This is a genomic window from Micromonospora musae (genome assembly GCF_003626635.1).
Lineage (GTDB): Bacteria > Actinomycetota > Actinomycetes > Mycobacteriales > Micromonosporaceae > Micromonospora > Micromonospora musae.
Genome location: NZ_RAZT01000014.1, coordinates 74413 through 91804 on the forward strand (window position 1 = coordinate 74413; position 17392 = coordinate 91804).

Sequence of the window (17392 nt, forward strand, 5' to 3'; positions counted from 1 at the left end):
GTCAGGCCTTCGGGATGTCGAACAGGTTGGCGATGTTGGCGGCCAGGCCCAGGTCGCCCTTGGCCTTCAGCTTGCCGGTCATGAACATCATGACCGGGTTCGCCCCGCCGGAGACGATCTTGAGGAACTCGACGGGGCCCATGGTGAGGGTGAGCTTCGGCTCGCGCTGCGGGGTCTCGGAGACGGTGCAGGCACCGTTCTCGATGACCACCTCGTAGGTGTCGCTGCCGCCGTCCGGCCGGCCGGTGATGTCCCAGTGGATGACCGCGTTGGTGGAGCCGGCCCGGTCGGCCCGGAAGAGCGACGGCATCCGGTTGAAGACCTCGCCGAGGACCTTGCCGCGCATCTCGCCGGACATCACCTGGGCGATCTTGTCGTCCGAGGTGGACTTGACCAGCTGGGCGAACTCCTTGGGGCCGACGTTGGCGAAGTTGGCCGGGTCGAAGTCAGTCATGCGAATCACCTTCCGGGCAGGCCACTTTGGTTACTCCGGCGTAACCTTACGCACGGGTAGGTATGCTCGCAAGGTGTCCAGCGCACCCAGCTTCAAGCGCCTGCCCCGGGCCGTACGCGAGCAGCAGATGCTCGACGCGGCCGTCAAGGTCTTCTCCCGGCGCGGCTACCACGCGGCCAGCATGGACGAGATCGCCGAGGACGCCGGCATCTCCAAACCGATGGTCTACGCGTACCTGGGCACCAAGGAGGAGCTCTTCGTCGCCTGCCTGCAGCGCGAGGGCACCCGGATGACGGAGGCGATCGCCGGTGCGGCCGCACCGGAGTTGCCGGCCGACGAGCGGCTCTGGAGAGGACTCCGGGCGTTCTTCGGTTTCGTCGGGGCGCACCGCGACGGGTGGGCGGTGCTCTACCGGCAGGCCCGCGGCGAGCAGCCGTTCGCCGGGGAGCTCGCCGCCATGCGGGCCCGGCTGGTCGAGGTGGTCGCCGGCATGCTCGATCACGCGCTGCGCGCCGAGGGGCGCGAGATCCCCGGCACCGAGCTGGAGGTGGTCGCGTACGCCCTGGTGGGCGCGAGCGAGTCGCTGGCCGACTGGCTCGCCGACCATCCGGAGGCCGACCCGGAGCGGACCGCGACGCGGATGATGAACGTCGCCTGGCTCGGCGCGGACCAGCTGCTCAACGGCGTCACCTGGCACCCGTCCGCCGGCTGAGGCCACGGCGGCGAACCCGGCACGGCCGGACGCCGTCACCGCACCGCCTCCGGCGACCGGTCGGCCGCCGGAGGGATCGACCGCGCTGGCTTCGCCCGACGTCGTCGGAGCACACGCACCCCCTCGACCACGACGGTCACCGTCAGCGCCAGCCCGAGGCCGAGCAGCAGCCCACGCAGCGGATCCTGTTCGAAGGCGAGCCCGCCGAGGTAACCGACGAGGGCCGAGTAGAGGCCCCAGGAGCCCGCCGCGAGAGCGTCGAAGGCGAGGAAGCGCCGACGCGGATATCCGACCGCGCCCATGGTCAGCGTGACGGCCGTCCGTCCTCCCGGCACGTACCGGGCGACGGTCAGGATGAGCCCGCCACGCAGGGCGATGCCGCGCCGAGCCCACTCGACGCCGGCCCGCCGCCTCCCGCCCGCCGGCAACCGGTCGAACAGCCGGGAGCCGCCGGTCCGGCCGATGGCGTACGACACGTGGTCGCCGACGAGCGCGCCGGCGGCGGCCACCACGATCACGGCCGGGAGGTACGGCGCGCCGGACGCGGCGAAGACGCCCGCGGTGATCACCGCTGTCTCACTCGGCACGATCGGGAAGAACCCGTCGAGCACCGCGATCGCGAAGATCGCCAGGTACACCCAGGGTGAGGACATGGTCTGGTGCAGAAGATCGAGCAGGTCCATGACTCTGATGCTGGTGCGGCCGTCCGCTCCTGCCATCGGCCCTTGGTGAGCCCGCGGGTGCGACTTTGGTAGCGCCCGGCCCTGAGGGCGATCGGGGAGACCCCCCAACCGACCCGGGTCCCGCGGTTGCCCGGGTGCCCCGACCGGCGTACGGACCATAGGCTCGGCTCGTGGCCTTCAGCACCGTCGTGCCCCGGCGCGTCGTCGACCGGTACGCGCCGCCGGTGGCCGCCGTGGTCGTCGCCGCCGCCGTCCTGGCGTCCGGTGCCGGTGCGTTCGGTCTCCGCTCGTCGCTCCCCGGCGGCCTGCTGCTGGTGATCGCGGTGGCTTCGGGCTGGGCGGTCGCCACCGTCCGGACGCGCCGCTGGCCGCTGTTCCTCGCCGCCGCCCTGGGCTGGCTCGTGCTCGCCGCCTGGCCGGCCGGGTTGGTCGCCTCCTTCCAGGCGGGCCTCCGGCTGCGGGACCGACGCCGGTTGACGGCGTACGTCGTGGGCGCCGTTCTGGTGATGGCGGTCGGGGTGCTCGTCGGGCTGGCGGTGGGCGGGGTACGGCGGATCACCACGGCCACCCCGGCCAACGCGGCCGCCACCGCCGCCTGGCTGGTCGCGTTCCCGCTCGTCGCCGGGCTCCTGGTCCGGTCCCGGCGCGACGTGTTCACCGCCCTGCGGGATCGGGCCGAACGGCTGGAACGCGAGCAGGAGGAGCGGGCCGAACGGGTCCGGGCGGAGGAGCGGGCGCGGATCGCCCGGGAGATGCACGACGTGGTGGCGCATCGGGTGTCGCTGATGGTGGTGCACGCCGGCGCGCTGGAGGTCACCGCCGGCGACCCGGCGACCGTGGAGACGGCCGCGCTGATCCGGTCCACCGGCCGGCAGGCGCTCACCGACCTGCGGGAGGTGCTCGGTGTGCTGCGTCGGCACACCCCGCCGGGGTTCAGCCCGCCGCGGTACGAGGACGACCCGCTGGCCGCGCTGGACGACCTGGTCCACGAGTCCCGGGCCGCCGGCCTGCGGATCGAGCGGCAGGACGAGGGGATCCCGCGTGCCCTGCCGGCGACCGTGGCCCGCACCGTGCACCGGGTGGTCCGGGAGGCGCTCACCAATGTGCGCAAGCACGCCCCGGACGCCGAGACGACGGTCTGCCTGCGGTACCTGCCGGACGGGGTGGAGGTCGTGGTCCGCAACACGGCGCCGGTGGGCGGGCCGTCCGGATCCGGCGCGGGCCCGGGCCTGCCCGGCGCGGGCCTGGGTCTGCTCGGTCTGCGGGAGCGGGTGGAGCTGCTCGACGGCCGCCTGGAGGCCGGGCCCTCGGCGGGCGGGTTCCTGGTCCGGGCCCTGATCCCGGTGACGGGCACGCCGTGATCCGGGTCCTGGTCGCCGACGACGAGCACCTGGTCCGCTCGGGGCTGCGGTTGATCCTGGAGGCGGCACCGGACATCACGGTGGTGGGCGAGGCGGCGGACGGTGCCGAGGCGCTGGTCGAGGCGGAACGGCTCCGGCCCGACGTGGTGCTGCTCGACGTGCGGATGCCGGGTACCGACGGGCTGACCGCCGCACCGGCCGTGGTGGCCGCCGGGCCGAAGGTCGTCATGCTGACCACGTTCGATCTCGACGAGTACGTGCACGAGGCGCTGCGCGCCGGGGCGGTGGGCTTCCTGTTGAAGGACACCCCGCCCCGGGAGTTGGCCGCCGCGGTGCGGACGGTGGCGGCGGGGAACGCGATGCTCGCCCCGACGGTGACCCGGCGTCTGATCAGCTCCTTCGTGGACCGGGGCCCGGCCCGGCGGGAGGCGGCCCGCGGCCGGCTCGAGCTGCTCACCGGCCGGGAGCTGGAGATCGTCCGCGAGGTGGCGCGCGGGCACGCCAACGGTGAGATCGCCCGCCGGCTCGGGATGAGTGAGGCCACCGTCAAGGCGCACGTCAGCCGCGCCCTGGCCAAGCTCGGGCTGACCAACCGGGTGCAGGCGGCGATCCTGGTGCACGACGCCGACCTGCTCTGAGCCGACCTGCTCCGAGCCGCCCGGCGGCTCAGCGGGCGGGGGGCCGTCGGGCTGCGGCGCGGCGGGCGGCGACCCGGTGGCGCAGCACGCGGATGGCCTCGATGCCCAGGGTGATGGCGACCGCGAGGCCGACGCCGGCTATCACTCCCTTGATCGGGTCGCGCTCGAAGGCCAGGCCGCCGAAGTAGCCGAGCAGGCCGCAGTAGACGGCCCAGGTGGAGGCGGCGATCGCGTCGAAGAGGAGGAAGGAGCGGCGCGGATACCGGACCGCACCCATGGTGAGCGTGACGGCGGTCCGGCCCCCCGGGATGTAGCGGGCGGTGGTCAGGATGACCCCGCCCCGCCGGTCGACCGCGCGCCGGGCCCACTCCGAGCCGGCTCGTCGCCGGCTCCGTTCCGGCAGGCGGGCCAGGCGGCGGGCCCCACCGCCGCGACCGATGGCGTACGAGATGTGGTCGCCGATGAGCGCGCCGATCGCGGCCGCGGCGACCACGGCGATGATGTTGGGTCGTCCGCCGCCGGCGGAGACGACGGCTGCGGTGATCACGGCGGCTTCGCTCGGCACGGCCGGGAAGAACGCGTCGAGCGCGGTCACTCCGACGAGGATCAGGTACACCCACGGTGAGGTGATCGTCTCCCGGAGCAGGTCGAGGACGCCGTCCATGCCCTCATGTTTCCGGGCAGACCGGAAGAAAGGGCCGCTTCCCCGGCAAAAGACGCCATTCCTAGCCGTGCACGGCTCCGACCAGCTGCGGACGGTTGGTGCGGGCGTCGTGCAGCGCGAACGTCCAGCCGGCGTCCGCCGCAGTGGCGGTGAAGGCCACCGAGCCGGGCAGCGGCACGGGCAGCTTGAACGCCACCGACGCGGTGAACGCGTCCGGCAGCCGGTTCTCCAGCGCGGCGAGGCAGCGGGCCTTGCTCCACATGCCGTGCGCGATCGGGCGCGGAAAACCGAAGAGCCGCGCCCCGAGCCGCGAGGTGTGGATGGGGTTGTGATCACCCGAGACCCGGGCGTAGTCGGTGCCGACGCGCGGGGTCAGCCGCCAGGTCGCCGAGGGGGCCGGCGGCGGTGGGGACGCGCCTCGGTCCCGCCGCTCACCGCCGCCGCCCCGCCGCTCCCGGCTGAGGTACGTCGAGACGCCCCGCCACACCTCCTCCCCGGCGACCGCCCCGACGAGCACCACGTCCAGCTGCCGCCCCCGGTCGTGCGGGCGCAGCTTCTCGGCGTACGCGGAGAAGTCGAGCGTCTCGTCGCTGCGGATCGGGCGGTGCACGGTGATCCGATTGGCCACGTGCACCACGCCGGTGAGCGGCACCGGGAACTCCGGCGCGGTCATCAGCCGCAGGGCCAGCGGGAAGCCCATCACGTGCGGATAGGTCGCGGGCAGCCGGTCGGTGAGCCGGAACCCGCAGACCCGGTCGTACTCGGCCAGGTGGCGCAGGTCGACCGGCACGCCGGAGACGGTGAGCCGGACCGGCGGCGGTTGGGTGGCCCGCCGCCCACCCGTCCCGGGGAGCGCGCCGGTGAGCGCCCGGCGGTAGAGCGCCCCGGCGGCCGGCATCCCGGGCAGCTCGACGGTGGCCCATCCGCCGGCGGGCGGCTCGGTGGTGTGGTCGCTCATCACGCCCCCAGCAGGCTCTGGCCGCAGACCCGTACGACGTTGCCGTTGACCGCGCCGCTGGCGGGCCAGGCCAGCCAGCCGATCGTCTCGGCGACGTCCACCGGGAGACCGCCCTGGGCCATGCTGTTCATCCGGCGTCCCGCCTCGCGGATCACCAGCGGGATCCGGGCGGTCAGCCGGGTCTCGATGAAGCCGGGCGCCACCGCGTTGACGCTGATCCCCCGTCCGTGCAGCGCCGGGGCGAGCGAGTCGACCAGCCCGATCACCCCCGCCTTGCTGGTGGCGTAGTTGGTCTGGCCGCGGTTGCCCGCGATCCCGGCGATCGAGGAGACCGCGATGATCCGCCCGCCGGTCGGGATCAGCTCGCGCGCCAGCAGCTCGTCGTTGATCCGCTCCTGGCTGGAGAGGTTGACGTCGATCACCTGGTCCCAGCGGTCGGCGTCCATCCGGCCGAGCGTCCGGTCCCGGGTGATGCCGGCGTTGTGCACGACCGCGTCGACGCGGCCGTACCGGCCGGCGAGGTGGTCGGCGAGCCGGGTCGGCGCGTCCGGCGCGGTCAGGTCGAGTTGTACGGCGGTGCCGCCGACCTCGTTCGCCACCTCGGCCAGCGCGTCTCCGGCGGCCGGTACGTCCAGCGCCACCACCCGCGCGCCGTCGCGGGCGAGGACCCGGGTGAGCGCCGCACCGATGCCACGGGCCGCCCCGGTGACGAGGACGACCTGACCGTCGAGCGGGCGCTCCCAGTCGGCCGGGGCGGTGGCCTTGCCGGTGTCGATCCGGATCACCTGCCCGGAGACGTACGCGGACCGCCCGGAGAGGAGGAACCGGAGGGTGGCTTCGAGGCTGACCCGGCTGCCCTCGTCCGCCTCGCAGGTGACGTGGACCAGTTGGGCGGTGATCCCCCGGCCGAACTCCTTGCCGATGCTGCGGGTCAGCCCCTCCAGGGCCCGCTGGGCGGTCGCCTCACGCGGCGTGGCGCACTCGGTGGGCGGGGTGCCGAGCACGATCACCCGGCCGCTCGGCGTGACGGAGCGGGCCACCGGGTGGAAGAAGTCGTAGAGCTGCCGCAGGCCGGTCGAGTCGGTGATGCCGGTGGCGTCGTACACCAGGGCGCCGAAGCGGGCGTCGGCGGCGGCGGTGGGTTCGCGCAGCTCGACCCCGGCGGCGGCGAGCAGCTCGCCCACCGGGCCGGCGAGCCGGCCGTCGGCGGCCGCGCCCAGCAGGACCGGACCGGGCAGGAGCGGGTCGCCGGGTCGGTGCCGGCGCAGCCGCGGCGGGTCGGGCAGCCCGAGGCGCTTGACCAGCGCGCGTCCGGCCGCCGATTGGACGAAGCTCGCGTACCTGTCGGTCATAGGCGTAGCCTACTGGCGAGTAGGGTACGGGCAACACTGTCGAGGAGGCGGATCGTGCAGAACATCCGGCGGGTCGCGGTCATCGGCGGCAACCGCATCCCGTTCGCCCGCTCCAACTCGCGCTACGCGGACGCGTCCAACGCGGACCTGCTCGGCGCGGCGCTGGACGGCCTGGTGGCCCGGTACGGCCTGGCCGGTCAGCGCGTCGGCGAGGTGATCGCCGGGGCGGTGCTGAAGCACTCCCGGGACTACAACCTGACCCGCGAGGTGGTGCTCGGATCCCGGCTCGACCCGCACACCCCCGCGTACGACATCCAGCAGGCCTGCGGCACCGGCCTGGAGGCGGCGATCCTGGTCGCCAACAAGATCGCCCTCGGGCAGCTCGACGTCGGCATCGCGGGCGGGGTCGACACCACCTCGGACGCGCCGCTGGCGGTCAACGAGGAGCTACGCCGAACCCTGCTCAAGCTCAACAGCGCCCGCACCCTCGGCGAGCGGCTGAAGGTCGCTGCGAAGCTGCGCCCGCTCCAGCCGTTCAAACCGGAGATCCCGCGCAACGCCGAGCCGCGCACGGGCCTGTCGATGGGGGAGCACGCGGCCCGCACCGCGCTGCGCTGGAACGTCGACCGGCGCTCCCAGGACGAACTCGCGCTCCGCTCGCACCAGCGGCTCGCCGCCGCGTACGACAGGGGTTTCTTCGACGACCTGATCACGCCGTACCTCGGGCTGACCCGCGACCAGAACCTCCGCCCCGACAGCAGCCTGGAGAAGCTGGGCGCGTTGCGGCCGGTCTTCGGCGTGCGCGGGCCGGACGCCGAGCAGGCCACCATGACCGCGGGGAACTCGTCGCCGCTCACCGACGGCGCGTCGACCGTGTTGCTGGCGTCGGAGGAGTGGGCGCGGGAACGGAGCCTGCCGGTGCTGGCCTGGTTCACCTGGTCGCAGACGGCGGCCGTGGACTTCGTGCACGGCGACGAGGGGCTGCTGATGGCCCCGGCGTACGCGGTGCCCCGGATGCTCGCCCGAGCCGGGCTGACCCTTCAGGACTTCGACTACTACGAGATCCACGAGGCGTTCGCCTCGCAGGTGCTGGCCACCCTCGCCGCCTGGGAGTCGCCGGAGTTCTGCACGGACCGGCTCGGGCTGGACGCCCCGCTCGGCGCGATCGACCGGGATCGGGTGAACGTCACCGGCTCCTCCATCGCCGCCGGGCACCCGTTCGCGGCGACCGGCGGCCGGATCGTGGCCACCCTGGCGAAGTTGCTGGCCGAGAAGGGCAGCGGACGCGGGTTGATCTCGATCTGCGCCGCCGGTGGCCAGGGCGTGACGGCGATCCTGGAGCGTTGACGGCGGCCGTCTCAGCGGTGCGGGGGACGCCGGAACGGATCGTCGAGGCTCTTCGTCCAACCCGCCATACGCCTGGTGATCCATGGGTCGGGCCGGTGGACGAGGAGAGGCGATGGGCCGGAGCAGATACCTGGTAGCTGTGGTCGCGGCAGGCCTGCTGCTGACGAGTTGCGCGAACGGGTCCGTACCGGGACCTGCGCTCCCCGAGGAGACGCGTTCCGTCGGCGCGAGACCCACCGCGAACCAACCACAGGCGGACCCGGTCGGACTGATCGGCTCCTGGACGGTCACCGAGGTTGCCGGCGCTGCCGGCGGGATTCTGCGGATCGCCCCCGCCGACCAGGGCGGGCTCTCCTGGTTCGGTCCCTGCGGCGTGTCGTCGGGCATGTGGCGGGCCGGCGCGGACGGCCTTTTCGTCGCCGACCTCTCCGAACACCTGGTGTCCGACGCGCCGGAGTGCCGGCCCGGTCCGGGGCGCACGCCGGCCTGGCTGCATCAGAGCACCGCCTTCCGGTTGGAGAAGGACATCCCGGTGCTGCTCGACGGGCAGGGCCGGCAGGTCGCCCGGCTGCTGCCGGGTGCGAAGCCCACTCCCGGGCCGAACCTGTTGCCGTCGCTGGCAGAGCCGCCCGTGATCACTCCCGAGGTCCGGCAGGCCTTCGCGCCGGCCGCCGTACTGCCGGCGGACCTGAGGCCGGTGAGCCGCGACGACCTCCGCGGTCGATGGGTGCCGGCCGGTCGCGACAGCGGCCGCGCCCACGTGGAGTTGCGCGACGACGGCGAGTGGCGGGGCTCCGACGGCTGCAACGGTCAGAGCGGACGGTGGGTCGCCGGAGCTGAGGGTGCCCTGCTCGCCACGGCCGGGCCCAGCACGCTGATCGGCTGTGACAACGTGCCGCTGGCGAGTTGGCTCGCCAAGGCCACGCGGGCGGGGATGGACGGCGAGGTGCTCGTGCTCCTGAACGCGCAGGGAACGGAGTCGGGCCGGCTCGCACGGGGCTGAGCGATTCCCAGCGGTGCGCATACCGTCCGTTCCGCCGTGGCCGGGCGGGCCGCGCTGCCGGACGGGCCGCGCTGCCGGACGGGCCGCGCTGCCGGAGGGGCGCAGGTCCGTGGCATGAAAGACTGAGGTACGTGACAACGATCCCGAACGTGCTCGCCCACCGGTACGCCTCGCCCGAACTGGTCGCCCTCTGGTCGCCGGAGGAGAAGATCCGCCTGGAGCGGCGGCTCTGGCTCGCCGTGCTGCGGGCCCAGCGCGACCTCGGGGTGCCGGTCCCGGACGGGGTCGTCGAGGCGTACGAGCGGGTGGTCGACAACGTAGACCTCGCCTCGATCGCGGAGCGGGAACGGGTCACCCGGCACGATGTGAAGGCCCGGATCGAGGAGTTCAGCGCGCTCGCCGGGCACGAGCACGTGCACAAGGGGATGACGTCGCGGGACCTCACCGAGAACGTCGAGCAGCTCCAGGTGCGCCGCTCGCTGGAGCTGGTCCGGGATCGGGTGGTCGCCACCCTGGCCCGGCTGGCCTGGCACGCGCACGAGTACTCCGGCGTGGTGATGGCGGGCCGCTCGCACAACGTGGCGGCGCAGGCCACCACGCTCGGCAAGCGCTTCGCGTCGGCGGCGGAGGAGCTGCTCATCGCGTACGAGCGGCTGGAGGACCTGATCGCTCGTTACCCGCTGCGCGGGATCAAGGGGCCGGTGGGCACCGCGGCCGACCAGCTCGACCTCTTCGACGGTGACGCGGAGAAGGTCGCCGAGCTGGAGCGGCGGGTCGCCGGGCACCTCGGCTTCGCCCGGGTGCTGGACAGCGTCGGCCAGGTCTACCCGCGTTCGCTCGACTTCGACGTGATCGCCGCGCTGGCCCAGGTCGCCGCCGGCCCCTCCTCGCTGGCCACCACGATCCGGCTCATGGTGGGCCAGGAGCTGGTCACCGAGGGCTTCAAGCCCGGTCAGGTCGGCTCCAGCGCGATGCCGCACAAGATGAACACCCGCTCGTCGGAGCGAGTGAACGGCTTCGCCGTGATCATCCGGGGTTACCTGTCGATGGTCGGCGAGCTCGCCGGCGACCAGTGGAACGAGGGCGACGTCTCCTGCTCGGTGGTCCGCCGGGTGGCCCTGCCGGATGCGTTCTTCGCCGCCGACGGGCTGTTCCAGACGTTCCTCACCGTGCTCGACGAGTTCGGCGCGTACCCGGCCGTGATCAACCGGGAGCTGGAGCGCTTCCTGCCCTTCCTGGCCACCACGAAGATCCTGGTGGCGGCGGTGCGGCGGGGTGTCGGCCGGGAGGTCGCCCACGAGGTGATCAAGGAGCACGCGGTGGCCGTGGCGCTGGGCATGCGGGAGAAGGGCGCGCTGGAGAACGACCTCTTCGACCGGCTCGCCGCCGACGGCCGGCTCAACCTGAGCCGGGCCGAGATCGACGAGTTGGTGGCCGACCGGGCCACCTTCGTGGGCGCCGCTCCCGCTCAGGTCCAGGCGGTCACCCGCCGCATCACCAAGATCGTCGAAGCCCACCCCCAGGCCGCCACCTACTCCCCACCCCCCATCCTCTAACCCACCCACCCCACCCCCGACCCTCCCCGCCCCCAGCGCCCGGCCTTGCCTCGTTGATCAAGAGGTTTGCGTCATGTTCGATCTCCAACCTGACGCAAACCTCTTGATCAACGAGGCGGGAAAGCGGGGCCGGGGTGGGAGGGGCTGGCGGGTTAGGAGTCGCGGGTGGGGGTTTCGGCGGCGGTGCGTAGGTTGGGGGCACTCGCCGGTTCGGCGATCCCGCCGGGTTCCTCCGCGATGGCCGGATCGTGGGCGGTCTCCGCGGCGACCAGCGGCTGATCGGCCGGCATGACGTCGGGCACCTTGGGTACGACGATCACCGCCGTCCCGTACGCGCAGATCTCCATCCACATCTCGCCGCAGTCCCGGCTGTCGAACCGCATGCCGATCACGGCGTTGGCACCGATCCGGCGGGCCTCCTCGCCGAGCCGGGCGACCGAGTCGGTACGCCACCGGGTGAGGTTGTCCGGCGCCAACGGGTCGTACGCGCCACCGCGCAGGTTCTTGACACCCTCGCGGTACGGGTTCCTGGTCCTTGCCATCGAGGAGACCACCTCGCCGAGGATCTGGCGGATCTCGTAGCCGGGCAGTTGGTCCGTCGTCACGACCAGCACGGTTCCGATGCTGTCAGGGCGAGCGACACCCCGATCGCGAGCCTTGTTCACCTGATCGGATGCTGAAAAACCGCGCGGCGCGGACGGTCGACGCTTCGCCGACCATCCGCGCCGCCCGGGGCGCTAACCGTCAGACACCGGCCACCGAGGTGATCCAGGACCGGTTGTACGCGACACTGCCGTAGTTCTGGATGTTCACGCCGTCGGCCGTGGAGGCGACGCCGACCTGCCGGCCGTTGTAGAACTGCGGGCCGCCCGAGTCGCCCCGCCACGCGTTGCCGTTGATCCGCGAGCTGCGGATCGCCTGGCCGCCGTACGCGTCGGTGGCGCTGTTGCTGGTCACCTGCACGTTGGCGGTCTTCAGCACGGTCGACGCCGAGCAGCCGCTGTAGCAGGTCATGCCCCAGCCGTAGATCGAGTTGGTCGAGCCGATGGGCGGGTTGCTGGTGGCCAGGGTCACGGTGGAGGTGCTCACCGCGCTGGAGAGGCGCATCAGGGCCAGGTCGTAGCGGGTGTAGGTGGCCGAGACGGTGCGGGTCACGCCGCCGGAGGTGCGGTTGACGCTGCCGATGCGGACCGACATCGTGCCGCTGATGCAGTGCCGGGCGGTGAGTACCCACTGCGAGGCGATCACGCTGCCGGAGCAGGTGAACGAGCCGTTGCTGAGCACCGCGGCGGCCCACGGGGCGGACGAGACGGTGCCGCCGCCGATGATGGGCTGGGGGCCCGCCGGGGCCGCGGTCGCGCCGGAGGCGGCGCCGACGACGCCGATCATCGCCGTGCTGATCGCCACGAGCAGGGAGCGGATGCGCATGGGGTGGACTCCTTGGGGGAGGTGGTACCCGGGGGTCGCCGGGCGGGGGCAACCGGCGGCGCGGGATCCCAGGCCGCCGTATCATCGAGCTCTGTCGATGTAGAGTAGGGGCAGCGGAAGACGTTTTCAAGATTTCCTTTTGGACTCTGCGCCATAACGATTCGGCCATAGCGTGAGTCGTATATGCCCTGGTGAGGGCCGTGCCGGGAGCGGGGGCGTGTTCCACGCCACGTCTGTCGGGGAGTTGTCCGGAGCGTGGCCGGGGCGCGGCCCGGCCGGTGCGGGCGCACCGCCATCTGCCAGGTAGGCTGGCTGCGCTCGCCCATAGGGCGTGTGTCAAAGTCCCTGGCCGGCCTGCGGCGGGCCCAGACGACGACCGGCGGCGTCGGCGCTTCGTCCGGATACAACACCGGTATCCGAACGAATCCCCGCCTTGCCGGAGCGCCGCCTGGACTCCGCCTCGGCTCGACCGAGGACTTCGACACACGCCCTAGTGGGTCGGCACCCAACTGCGTACACAGTCAGGAGTGCCCAGTGCCTCGCGTCGTCGTCGACGTCATGCTCAAGCCCGAGATCCTCGATCCGCAGGGCCAGGCCGTCGCAAACGCGCTGCCGCGGCTCGGCGTCAGCGACGTCGCCTCGGTCCGGATCGGTCGGCGGATCGAGATCGAGTTCACCGGTGAACCGGACCTGGACCGGGCCCGGGAGATCGCCGACAAGCTGCTCGCCAACCCGGTCATCGAGGACTTCACCGTCCGCCTGGTCGAGGCCGACGAGACCGCGGGCACCCGGTCGTGACCGCGCGAGTCGGCGTCGTCACCTTCCCCGGCTCGCTCGACGACGGGGACGCCGCCCGCGCCGTGCGGATCGCCGGCGCCGAGCCGGTCCGGCTCTGGCACGGCGATCCCGCTCTGCACGGGGTCGACGCGGTCGTCCTCCCGGGCGGCTTCTCCTACGGCGACTACCTGCGCTGCGGCGCGATCGCCCGGTTCGCCCCGGTGATGGAGTCGATCGTCGACGCGGCCCGCGGTGGCCTGCCGGTGCTCGGCATCTGCAACGGCTTCCAGATCCTCTGCGAGGCGCACCTGTTGCCGGGCGCCCTCACCCGCAACCAGCACCTGCACTTCCGCAACCGGGATCAGGTCCTGCGGATCGAGACGGTCGGCACCGCCTGGACGAACGCGTTCCAGCCGGGCCAGGAGGTGCTGATCCCGGTCAAGAACGGCGAGGGCTGCTACGTCGCCGACGCCGCGACGCTGGACCAGCTCGAGGCCGAGGGTCGGGTGGTGGCGCGCTACCTCGGTGGCAACCCGAACGGCTCGCAGCGTGACATCGCCGCGATCACCAACGAGGCCGGGAACGTGGTCGGCATCATGCCCCACCCGGAGCACGCCGTCGAGGAGCTCACCGGCCCCTCGTTGGACGGCCTCGGCTTCTTCACCTCCGCCCTCAAGCACCTGGTAGGGGCGCCGGCGTGACCGTCGGCGACAGGATCATCGGTCAGCTCAACCGCCCGGCGGGCGGCCACGAGCGCAGCGAGGAGAGGTCATGACCACCCATCCGGATCCGGTACGCGAGACACCGGAGGCCTTCCCGGCCGCTGCGCCTCAGGCGGCGGAGCCGGACGCGGCCACCGCCGTGCCGCCGACCGCTCCGGCCCAGCCGGCCCCCGCCGCGTGGACCGACAGCGTGGACACCGTCCCGCGCGCCGCGGGCACCCCGGGCGAACTCCAGCCGTACCCCGAGCTCGGCCTCAAGGACGACGAGTACGACCGGATCCGACAGATCCTCAGCCGGCGGCCCACCCAGGCCGAGCTGGCCATGTACTCGATCATGTGGAGCGAACACTGCTCCTACAAGTCCAGCAAGGTGCACCTGCGTCAGTTCGGCGAGAAGGCTCCGCCGAGCGAGCGGCTGCTCGCCGGCATCGGTGAGAACGCCGGCGTGGTGCAGGTCTCCGACGAGCTGGCCGTCACCTTCAAGGTCGAGTCGCACAACCACCCGAGCTTCGTCGAGCCGTATCAGGGCGCGGCCACGGGCGTCGGCGGTATCGTCCGCGACATCCTGGCCATGGGCGCCCGCCCGGTCGCGGTCATGGACCCGCTGCGCTTCGGCGCGGCCGATCACCCGGACACCGCGCGGGTGCTCACCGGCGTGGTCGCCGGCGTCGGCGGCTACGGCAACTGCCTCGGCCTGCCGAACATCGGCGGCGAGCTGGTCTTCGACCCGTCCTACCAGGGCAACCCGCTGCTCAACGCGCTCTGCCTCGGCGTGCTGCCGGTCAACCGGCTGCAGAACAAGGCCGCCGCGGGCCCCGGCAACGTGGTGGTCCTGATGGGCGCCAAGACCGGCCGGGACGGCATCGGCGGCGTGTCGGTGCTGGCCAGCGCCACCTTCGACGAGGGCAGCGAGGAGCGTCGCCCGTCCGTCCAGGTCGGCGACCCGTTCATGGAGAAGCTGCTCATCGAGGCCTGCCTTGAGCTGTACGACGCCGAACTGGTCGTCGGTATCCAGGACCTGGGCGGCGCGGGTCTGACCTGCGCGCTCACCGAGACCGCCGCGGCGGCCGGCACCGGCATGCGGGTCTGGCTGGAGCGGGTTCCGCTGCGCGAGCCCTCGATGGAGCCGCACGAGATCCTGGCCAGCGAGTCGCAGGAGCGGATGCTGCTGGTCGTCGAGCCGGAGAAGCTCGACGCGGTGCTCAAGACCGCCGAGAAGTGGGGCGTCTGGGCGACCGCCATCGGCGAGGTCACCGCGCCGGCGCCGGACGGCCAGCCGGGCCGACTCGTCATCACCTGGCGCGACCAGCTGGTGGTCGATGTGCCGCCGGGCTCGCTGGTCGACGACGGTCCGGTCTACGCCCGCCCCATGCGGGAGCCGGCCGACCTGATCCTGCTCCAGGCCGACCGGGCCGAGACCCTGCCGCGCCCGACCGACCCGGAGGCGCTGCGGGAGACCGTCCTGCGCATGATCGCCTCACCGAACCTGGCCGACAAGACCTGGGTCACCGAGCAGTACGACCGGTACGTGCTGGGCAACACCGTGCTCGCCCAGCCGGAGGACTCCGGCGTGATCCGCATCGACGAGCGCACCGGGCTCGGGGTGGCGCTCTCCGTGGACGGCAACGGCCGCTACGCCCGCCTCGACCCGTACCACGGCACCAAGCTCGCGCTGGCCGAGGCGTACCGGAACGTGGCAGTGGCCGGCGCGACGCCGATCGCGGTCACCAACTGCCTGAACTTCGGGTCCCCCGAGGACCCGGCGGTGATGTGGCAGTTCGCCGAGGCCGTCCGCGGCCTCGCGGACGGCTGCGCCGAGCTGGGCATCCCGGTGACCGGTGGCAACGTCAGCTTCTACAACCAGACCGGCGCCGCGGCCATCCACCCGACCCCCGTGGTCGGCGTGCTCGGTGTGCTGGAGAACGTGGCCGACCGGGTGCCGATGGGCTTCGTGCCCCGGCCCGAGGGTGACCACGACCACCTCTACCTGCTCGGTGAGACGCACGTCGAGCTCTCCGGCTCGGAGTGGGCCTGGGTGACCCACGAGCACCTCGGCGGGATCCCGCCGCAGGTCGACCTCGCCCGGGAGAAGGCGCTGGCGGACCTGCTGGCGGCGGCGGCCCGGGTCGGTCACCTCAGCTCGGCGCACGACCTCTCCGACGGTGGGCTCGCGCAGAGCCTGGTCGAGTCCACCCTGCGTCGCGGGGTCGGCGCCCGGATCGCGCTCCCGGAGCAGTTCACCGGCGGCTCGATGCCGTTCGTCTACCTGTTCAGCGAGTCCGCCGGGCGGGTGCTGGTCTCGGTGCCGCGCGGGCACGAGAAGGCGTTCACGGCGCTCTGCGCGGAGCACGGGGTGCCGGCCGAGCGGATCGGCGTCACCGACCCGACCGGCGGTGCCCTTGAGGTGCACGGCCAGTTCCGGATCGGGCTGGACGAGCTGCGGAGCGCCCACACCGGCACCCTGCCGCGGCTCTTCGGCGGTGCGGCGGCGGTCGAGGTGCCGGCCCCCGCGACCGGGGTGGCCGGCGCCGTCGAGGCGGTGCCGCTGCCGGTCAGCGACCCGAACGCCGAGGTGGCGCCGATCGACCCGGAGAGCGTCGAGTCCGAACCGATCGCCTCGGCCGGCCCGGTCGCGCCGGTGGCGGACGTCTCCGCCGGATCGGCCGGGACGGAGACGCCGGGTGACGGTGCCGCGTCCGACACCGACTCCGGTGACACCGAGCAGCCGACGACGCCTGACGAGCGCTGAGGCGCTGGCGTTGGCCGTCTACGCCCAACCCGGATCCGGCGCCCGGTTCGACTGGGGCCTGACCGGGGCGGCGGAGCTCGGCCGGGTCTGCGCCGCGCTGGTGGTGGTGGACGTCCTCTCGTTCACCACCGCCGTCGAGGTGGCGGTCAGCCGGGGGATGCGGGTGCACCCGTTCCCGTGGGGCGAGCAGGCCGCCGAGTACGGAAGCCGGATCGGCGCCACCGTCGCGGTGGGCCGCCGGCAGACCAGCTCGGAGCAGCCGTGGTCGCTCTCGCCGGCGTCGTTGAGCACGGCTCCGGTCGTCGCCGACCTGGTGCTGCCGTCGCCGAACGGCTCGGCGATCAGCGCCGCGGCGAGCGCCACCGGGCTGCCGGTGGTGGCGGCCTGTCTGCGTAACGCCCGCGCCGTCGGGCGATGGCTGCGCCGCCAGGGGTACGGCTCGACGGCCGCGCCGGTCGGCGTGATCGCGGCCGGCGAACGCTGGCCGGACGGCTCACTCCGCCCCGGCGTGGAGGACCAGCTCGGCGCGGCCAGTGTGCTGGACGCCCTCTCCGGCGTACCAGGTGGGCTCTCCGTCGAGGCGGCCATGGCGCTCGCCGCGTTGGCCAGCACTCCTGACGTTCCCGCCGCGGTCCGCGGCTGCGTCTCCGGCAAGGAACTCGCCGAGAGCGGCTTCGCCGGAGACGTGGAGGTCGCGGTGCAGGTCGACGTCTCAGAGGTGGTGCCGGTGCTGCGCCAGGGGGTCTTCTCCGCCGCCTGAGCGGTCACCGCCGACCCGGCGCCGGCTCGTCCGCCGGCCGCCCGACGGCGTGCCGGCACGCGGCTTTCCGCAGCGGTCCGGGTGGCTCACCGCGCACTGGACCGGCCCACCTGTTCCGCCCCGCCGGGCGGGTTCCATCCGGTTCCGGCCGTCAGCTACGCAGAACGGGCCGCCCGGTTGCTCCGGACGACCCGTTCTCGTCGCTCTGCCGGGGCGGCTGTCACATCA

The 17392-nt window shown here is 73.2% G+C and carries 17 protein-coding genes; 10 read left to right on the forward strand and 7 right to left on the reverse strand.

Annotation, left to right across the window (positions count from 1 at the left end):
* Position 1: 1 nt before the first annotated feature.
* The gene (locus D7044_RS25390; RefSeq protein WP_120683737.1) at positions 2 to 454 is read right to left on the reverse strand and encodes an SCP2 sterol-binding domain-containing protein; all 453 of its coding nucleotides are present in this window, start codon (positions 452 to 454) and stop codon (positions 2 to 4) included.
* A 73-nt stretch (positions 455 to 527) separates the two neighbouring features.
* Here D7044_RS25390 and D7044_RS25395 point away from each other — a divergent pair, with 73 nt between their 5' ends.
* Positions 528 to 1166 (forward strand): TetR/AcrR family transcriptional regulator, encoded by a 639-nt coding sequence (locus D7044_RS25395; RefSeq protein ID WP_120690402.1) that lies wholly within the window; start codon positions 528 to 530, stop codon positions 1164 to 1166.
* 35 nt (positions 1167 to 1201) lie between these two features.
* Here D7044_RS25395 and D7044_RS25400 read toward each other — a convergent pair whose 3' ends face one another.
* On the reverse strand, positions 1202 to 1849 hold the full coding sequence (locus D7044_RS25400; RefSeq protein WP_199716769.1) for a DedA family protein: 648 nt from the start codon (positions 1847 to 1849) through the stop codon (positions 1202 to 1204).
* 170 nt (positions 1850 to 2019) lie between these two features.
* Between D7044_RS25400 and D7044_RS25405 the strand changes: the two genes are divergently transcribed.
* Positions 2020 to 3210 carry a sensor histidine kinase gene (locus D7044_RS25405; RefSeq protein ID WP_120690404.1) on the forward strand — a complete coding sequence of 397 codons (1191 nt, stop codon included), beginning with the start codon at positions 2020 to 2022 and terminating at the stop codon, positions 3208 to 3210.
* On the forward strand, positions 3207 to 3848 hold the full coding sequence (locus D7044_RS25410) for a response regulator (protein ID WP_120690405.1): 642 nt from the start codon (positions 3207 to 3209) through the stop codon (positions 3846 to 3848). Before D7044_RS25405 ends, D7044_RS25410 begins: the two co-directional genes overlap by 4 nt.
* A 28-nt stretch (positions 3849 to 3876) precedes the next feature.
* On the opposite strand, the gene D7044_RS25415 is transcribed toward D7044_RS25410, so the two are convergent.
* The 3 genes from D7044_RS25415 to D7044_RS25425 form a co-directional block, all read right to left on the reverse strand.
* Positions 3877 to 4512: a DedA family protein gene (locus D7044_RS25415; RefSeq protein ID WP_120690406.1), complete on the reverse strand. Its 636-nt coding sequence runs from the start codon at positions 4510 to 4512 to the stop codon at positions 3877 to 3879.
* Positions 4513 to 4573: 61 nt separating this feature from the next.
* On the reverse strand, positions 4574 to 5410 hold the full coding sequence (locus D7044_RS25420; protein WP_411711000.1) for a MaoC/PaaZ C-terminal domain-containing protein: 837 nt from the start codon (positions 5408 to 5410) through the stop codon (positions 4574 to 4576).
* 59 nt (positions 5411 to 5469) lie between these two features.
* Positions 5470 to 6822 (reverse strand): 3-oxoacyl-ACP reductase, encoded by a 1353-nt coding sequence (locus tag D7044_RS25425; protein WP_120690408.1) that lies wholly within the window; start codon positions 6820 to 6822, stop codon positions 5470 to 5472.
* A gap of 54 nt (positions 6823 to 6876) precedes the next feature.
* On the opposite strand from D7044_RS25425, the gene D7044_RS25430 reads away from it, so the two are divergent.
* The 3 genes from D7044_RS25430 (at position 6877) to purB (ending at position 10728) form a co-directional block, all read left to right on the forward strand.
* Positions 6877 to 8169, forward strand: coding sequence for an acetyl-CoA C-acetyltransferase (locus D7044_RS25430; protein WP_120690409.1), 1293 nt, complete (start codon positions 6877 to 6879; stop codon positions 8167 to 8169).
* 112 nt (positions 8170 to 8281) lie between these two features.
* Positions 8282 to 9172, forward strand: coding sequence for an META domain-containing protein (locus D7044_RS25435; RefSeq protein WP_147434718.1), 891 nt, complete (start codon positions 8282 to 8284; stop codon positions 9170 to 9172).
* Between the two features lie 131 nt (positions 9173 to 9303).
* The gene (gene purB, locus D7044_RS25440) at positions 9304 to 10728 is read left to right on the forward strand and encodes an adenylosuccinate lyase (protein WP_120690411.1); all 1425 of its coding nucleotides are present in this window, start codon (positions 9304 to 9306) and stop codon (positions 10726 to 10728) included.
* Between the two features lie 152 nt (positions 10729 to 10880).
* Here the strand turns inward: purB and D7044_RS25445 are convergent, their stop codons facing one another.
* Together D7044_RS25445 and D7044_RS25450 are read right to left on the reverse strand one after the other, a co-directional pair.
* The gene (locus tag D7044_RS25445) at positions 10881 to 11342 is read right to left on the reverse strand and encodes a YbjQ family protein (RefSeq protein ID WP_120673893.1); all 462 of its coding nucleotides are present in this window, start codon (positions 11340 to 11342) and stop codon (positions 10881 to 10883) included.
* A gap of 130 nt (positions 11343 to 11472) precedes the next feature.
* Entirely contained in the window at positions 11473 to 12156 is a 684-nt protein-coding gene (locus tag D7044_RS25450; RefSeq protein ID WP_120673892.1) for a S1 family peptidase, read from the reverse strand.
* A gap of 534 nt (positions 12157 to 12690) precedes the next feature.
* On the opposite strand from D7044_RS25450, the gene purS reads away from it, so the two are divergent.
* From purS to D7044_RS25470, 4 genes are all read left to right on the forward strand, one after another.
* On the forward strand, positions 12691 to 12954 hold the full coding sequence (purS, locus tag D7044_RS25455; RefSeq protein ID WP_120673891.1) for a phosphoribosylformylglycinamidine synthase subunit PurS: 264 nt from the start codon (positions 12691 to 12693) through the stop codon (positions 12952 to 12954).
* Positions 12951 to 13634, forward strand: coding sequence for a phosphoribosylformylglycinamidine synthase subunit PurQ (purQ, locus tag D7044_RS25460; protein WP_120673890.1), 684 nt, complete (start codon positions 12951 to 12953; stop codon positions 13632 to 13634). The genes purS and purQ overlap by 4 nt, the downstream gene beginning before the upstream one ends.
* Positions 13635 to 13704: 70 nt before the next feature.
* Entirely contained in the window at positions 13705 to 16404 is a 2700-nt protein-coding gene (purL, locus tag D7044_RS25465) for a phosphoribosylformylglycinamidine synthase subunit PurL (RefSeq protein WP_120690412.1), read from the forward strand.
* Between the two features lie 10 nt (positions 16405 to 16414).
* Positions 16415 to 17164, forward strand: coding sequence for a 2-phosphosulfolactate phosphatase (locus D7044_RS25470; protein WP_411711001.1), 750 nt, complete (start codon positions 16415 to 16417; stop codon positions 17162 to 17164).
* The last annotated feature ends 228 nt before the right edge of the window (positions 17165 to 17392 follow it).

Excerpts from the sequence above, each read along its gene's own strand:
- D7044_RS25390 (WP_120683737.1), bottom strand. The coding sequence starts at position 454 with ATGACTGACTTCGACCCGGCCAACTTCGCCAACGTCGGCCCCAAGGAG.
- D7044_RS25400 (WP_199716769.1), bottom strand. The coding sequence starts at position 1,849 with ATGGACCTGCTCGATCTTCTGCACCAGACCATGTCCTCACCCTGGGTG.
- D7044_RS25415 (WP_120690406.1), bottom strand. The coding sequence starts at position 4,512 with ATGGACGGCGTCCTCGACCTGCTCCGGGAGACGATCACCTCACCGTGG.
- D7044_RS25420 (WP_411711000.1), bottom strand. The coding sequence starts at position 5,410 with ATGCCGGCCGCCGGGGCGCTCTACCGCCGGGCGCTCACCGGCGCGCTC.
- D7044_RS25425 (WP_120690408.1), bottom strand. The coding sequence starts at position 6,822 with ATGACCGACAGGTACGCGAGCTTCGTCCAATCGGCGGCCGGACGCGCG.
- D7044_RS25435 (WP_147434718.1), top strand. The coding sequence starts at position 8,282 with ATGGGCCGGAGCAGATACCTGGTAGCTGTGGTCGCGGCAGGCCTGCTG.
- D7044_RS25450 (WP_120673892.1), bottom strand. The coding sequence starts at position 12,156 with ATGCGCATCCGCTCCCTGCTCGTGGCGATCAGCACGGCGATGATCGGC.
- purL (WP_120690412.1), top strand. The coding sequence starts at position 13,705 with ATGACCACCCATCCGGATCCGGTACGCGAGACACCGGAGGCCTTCCCG.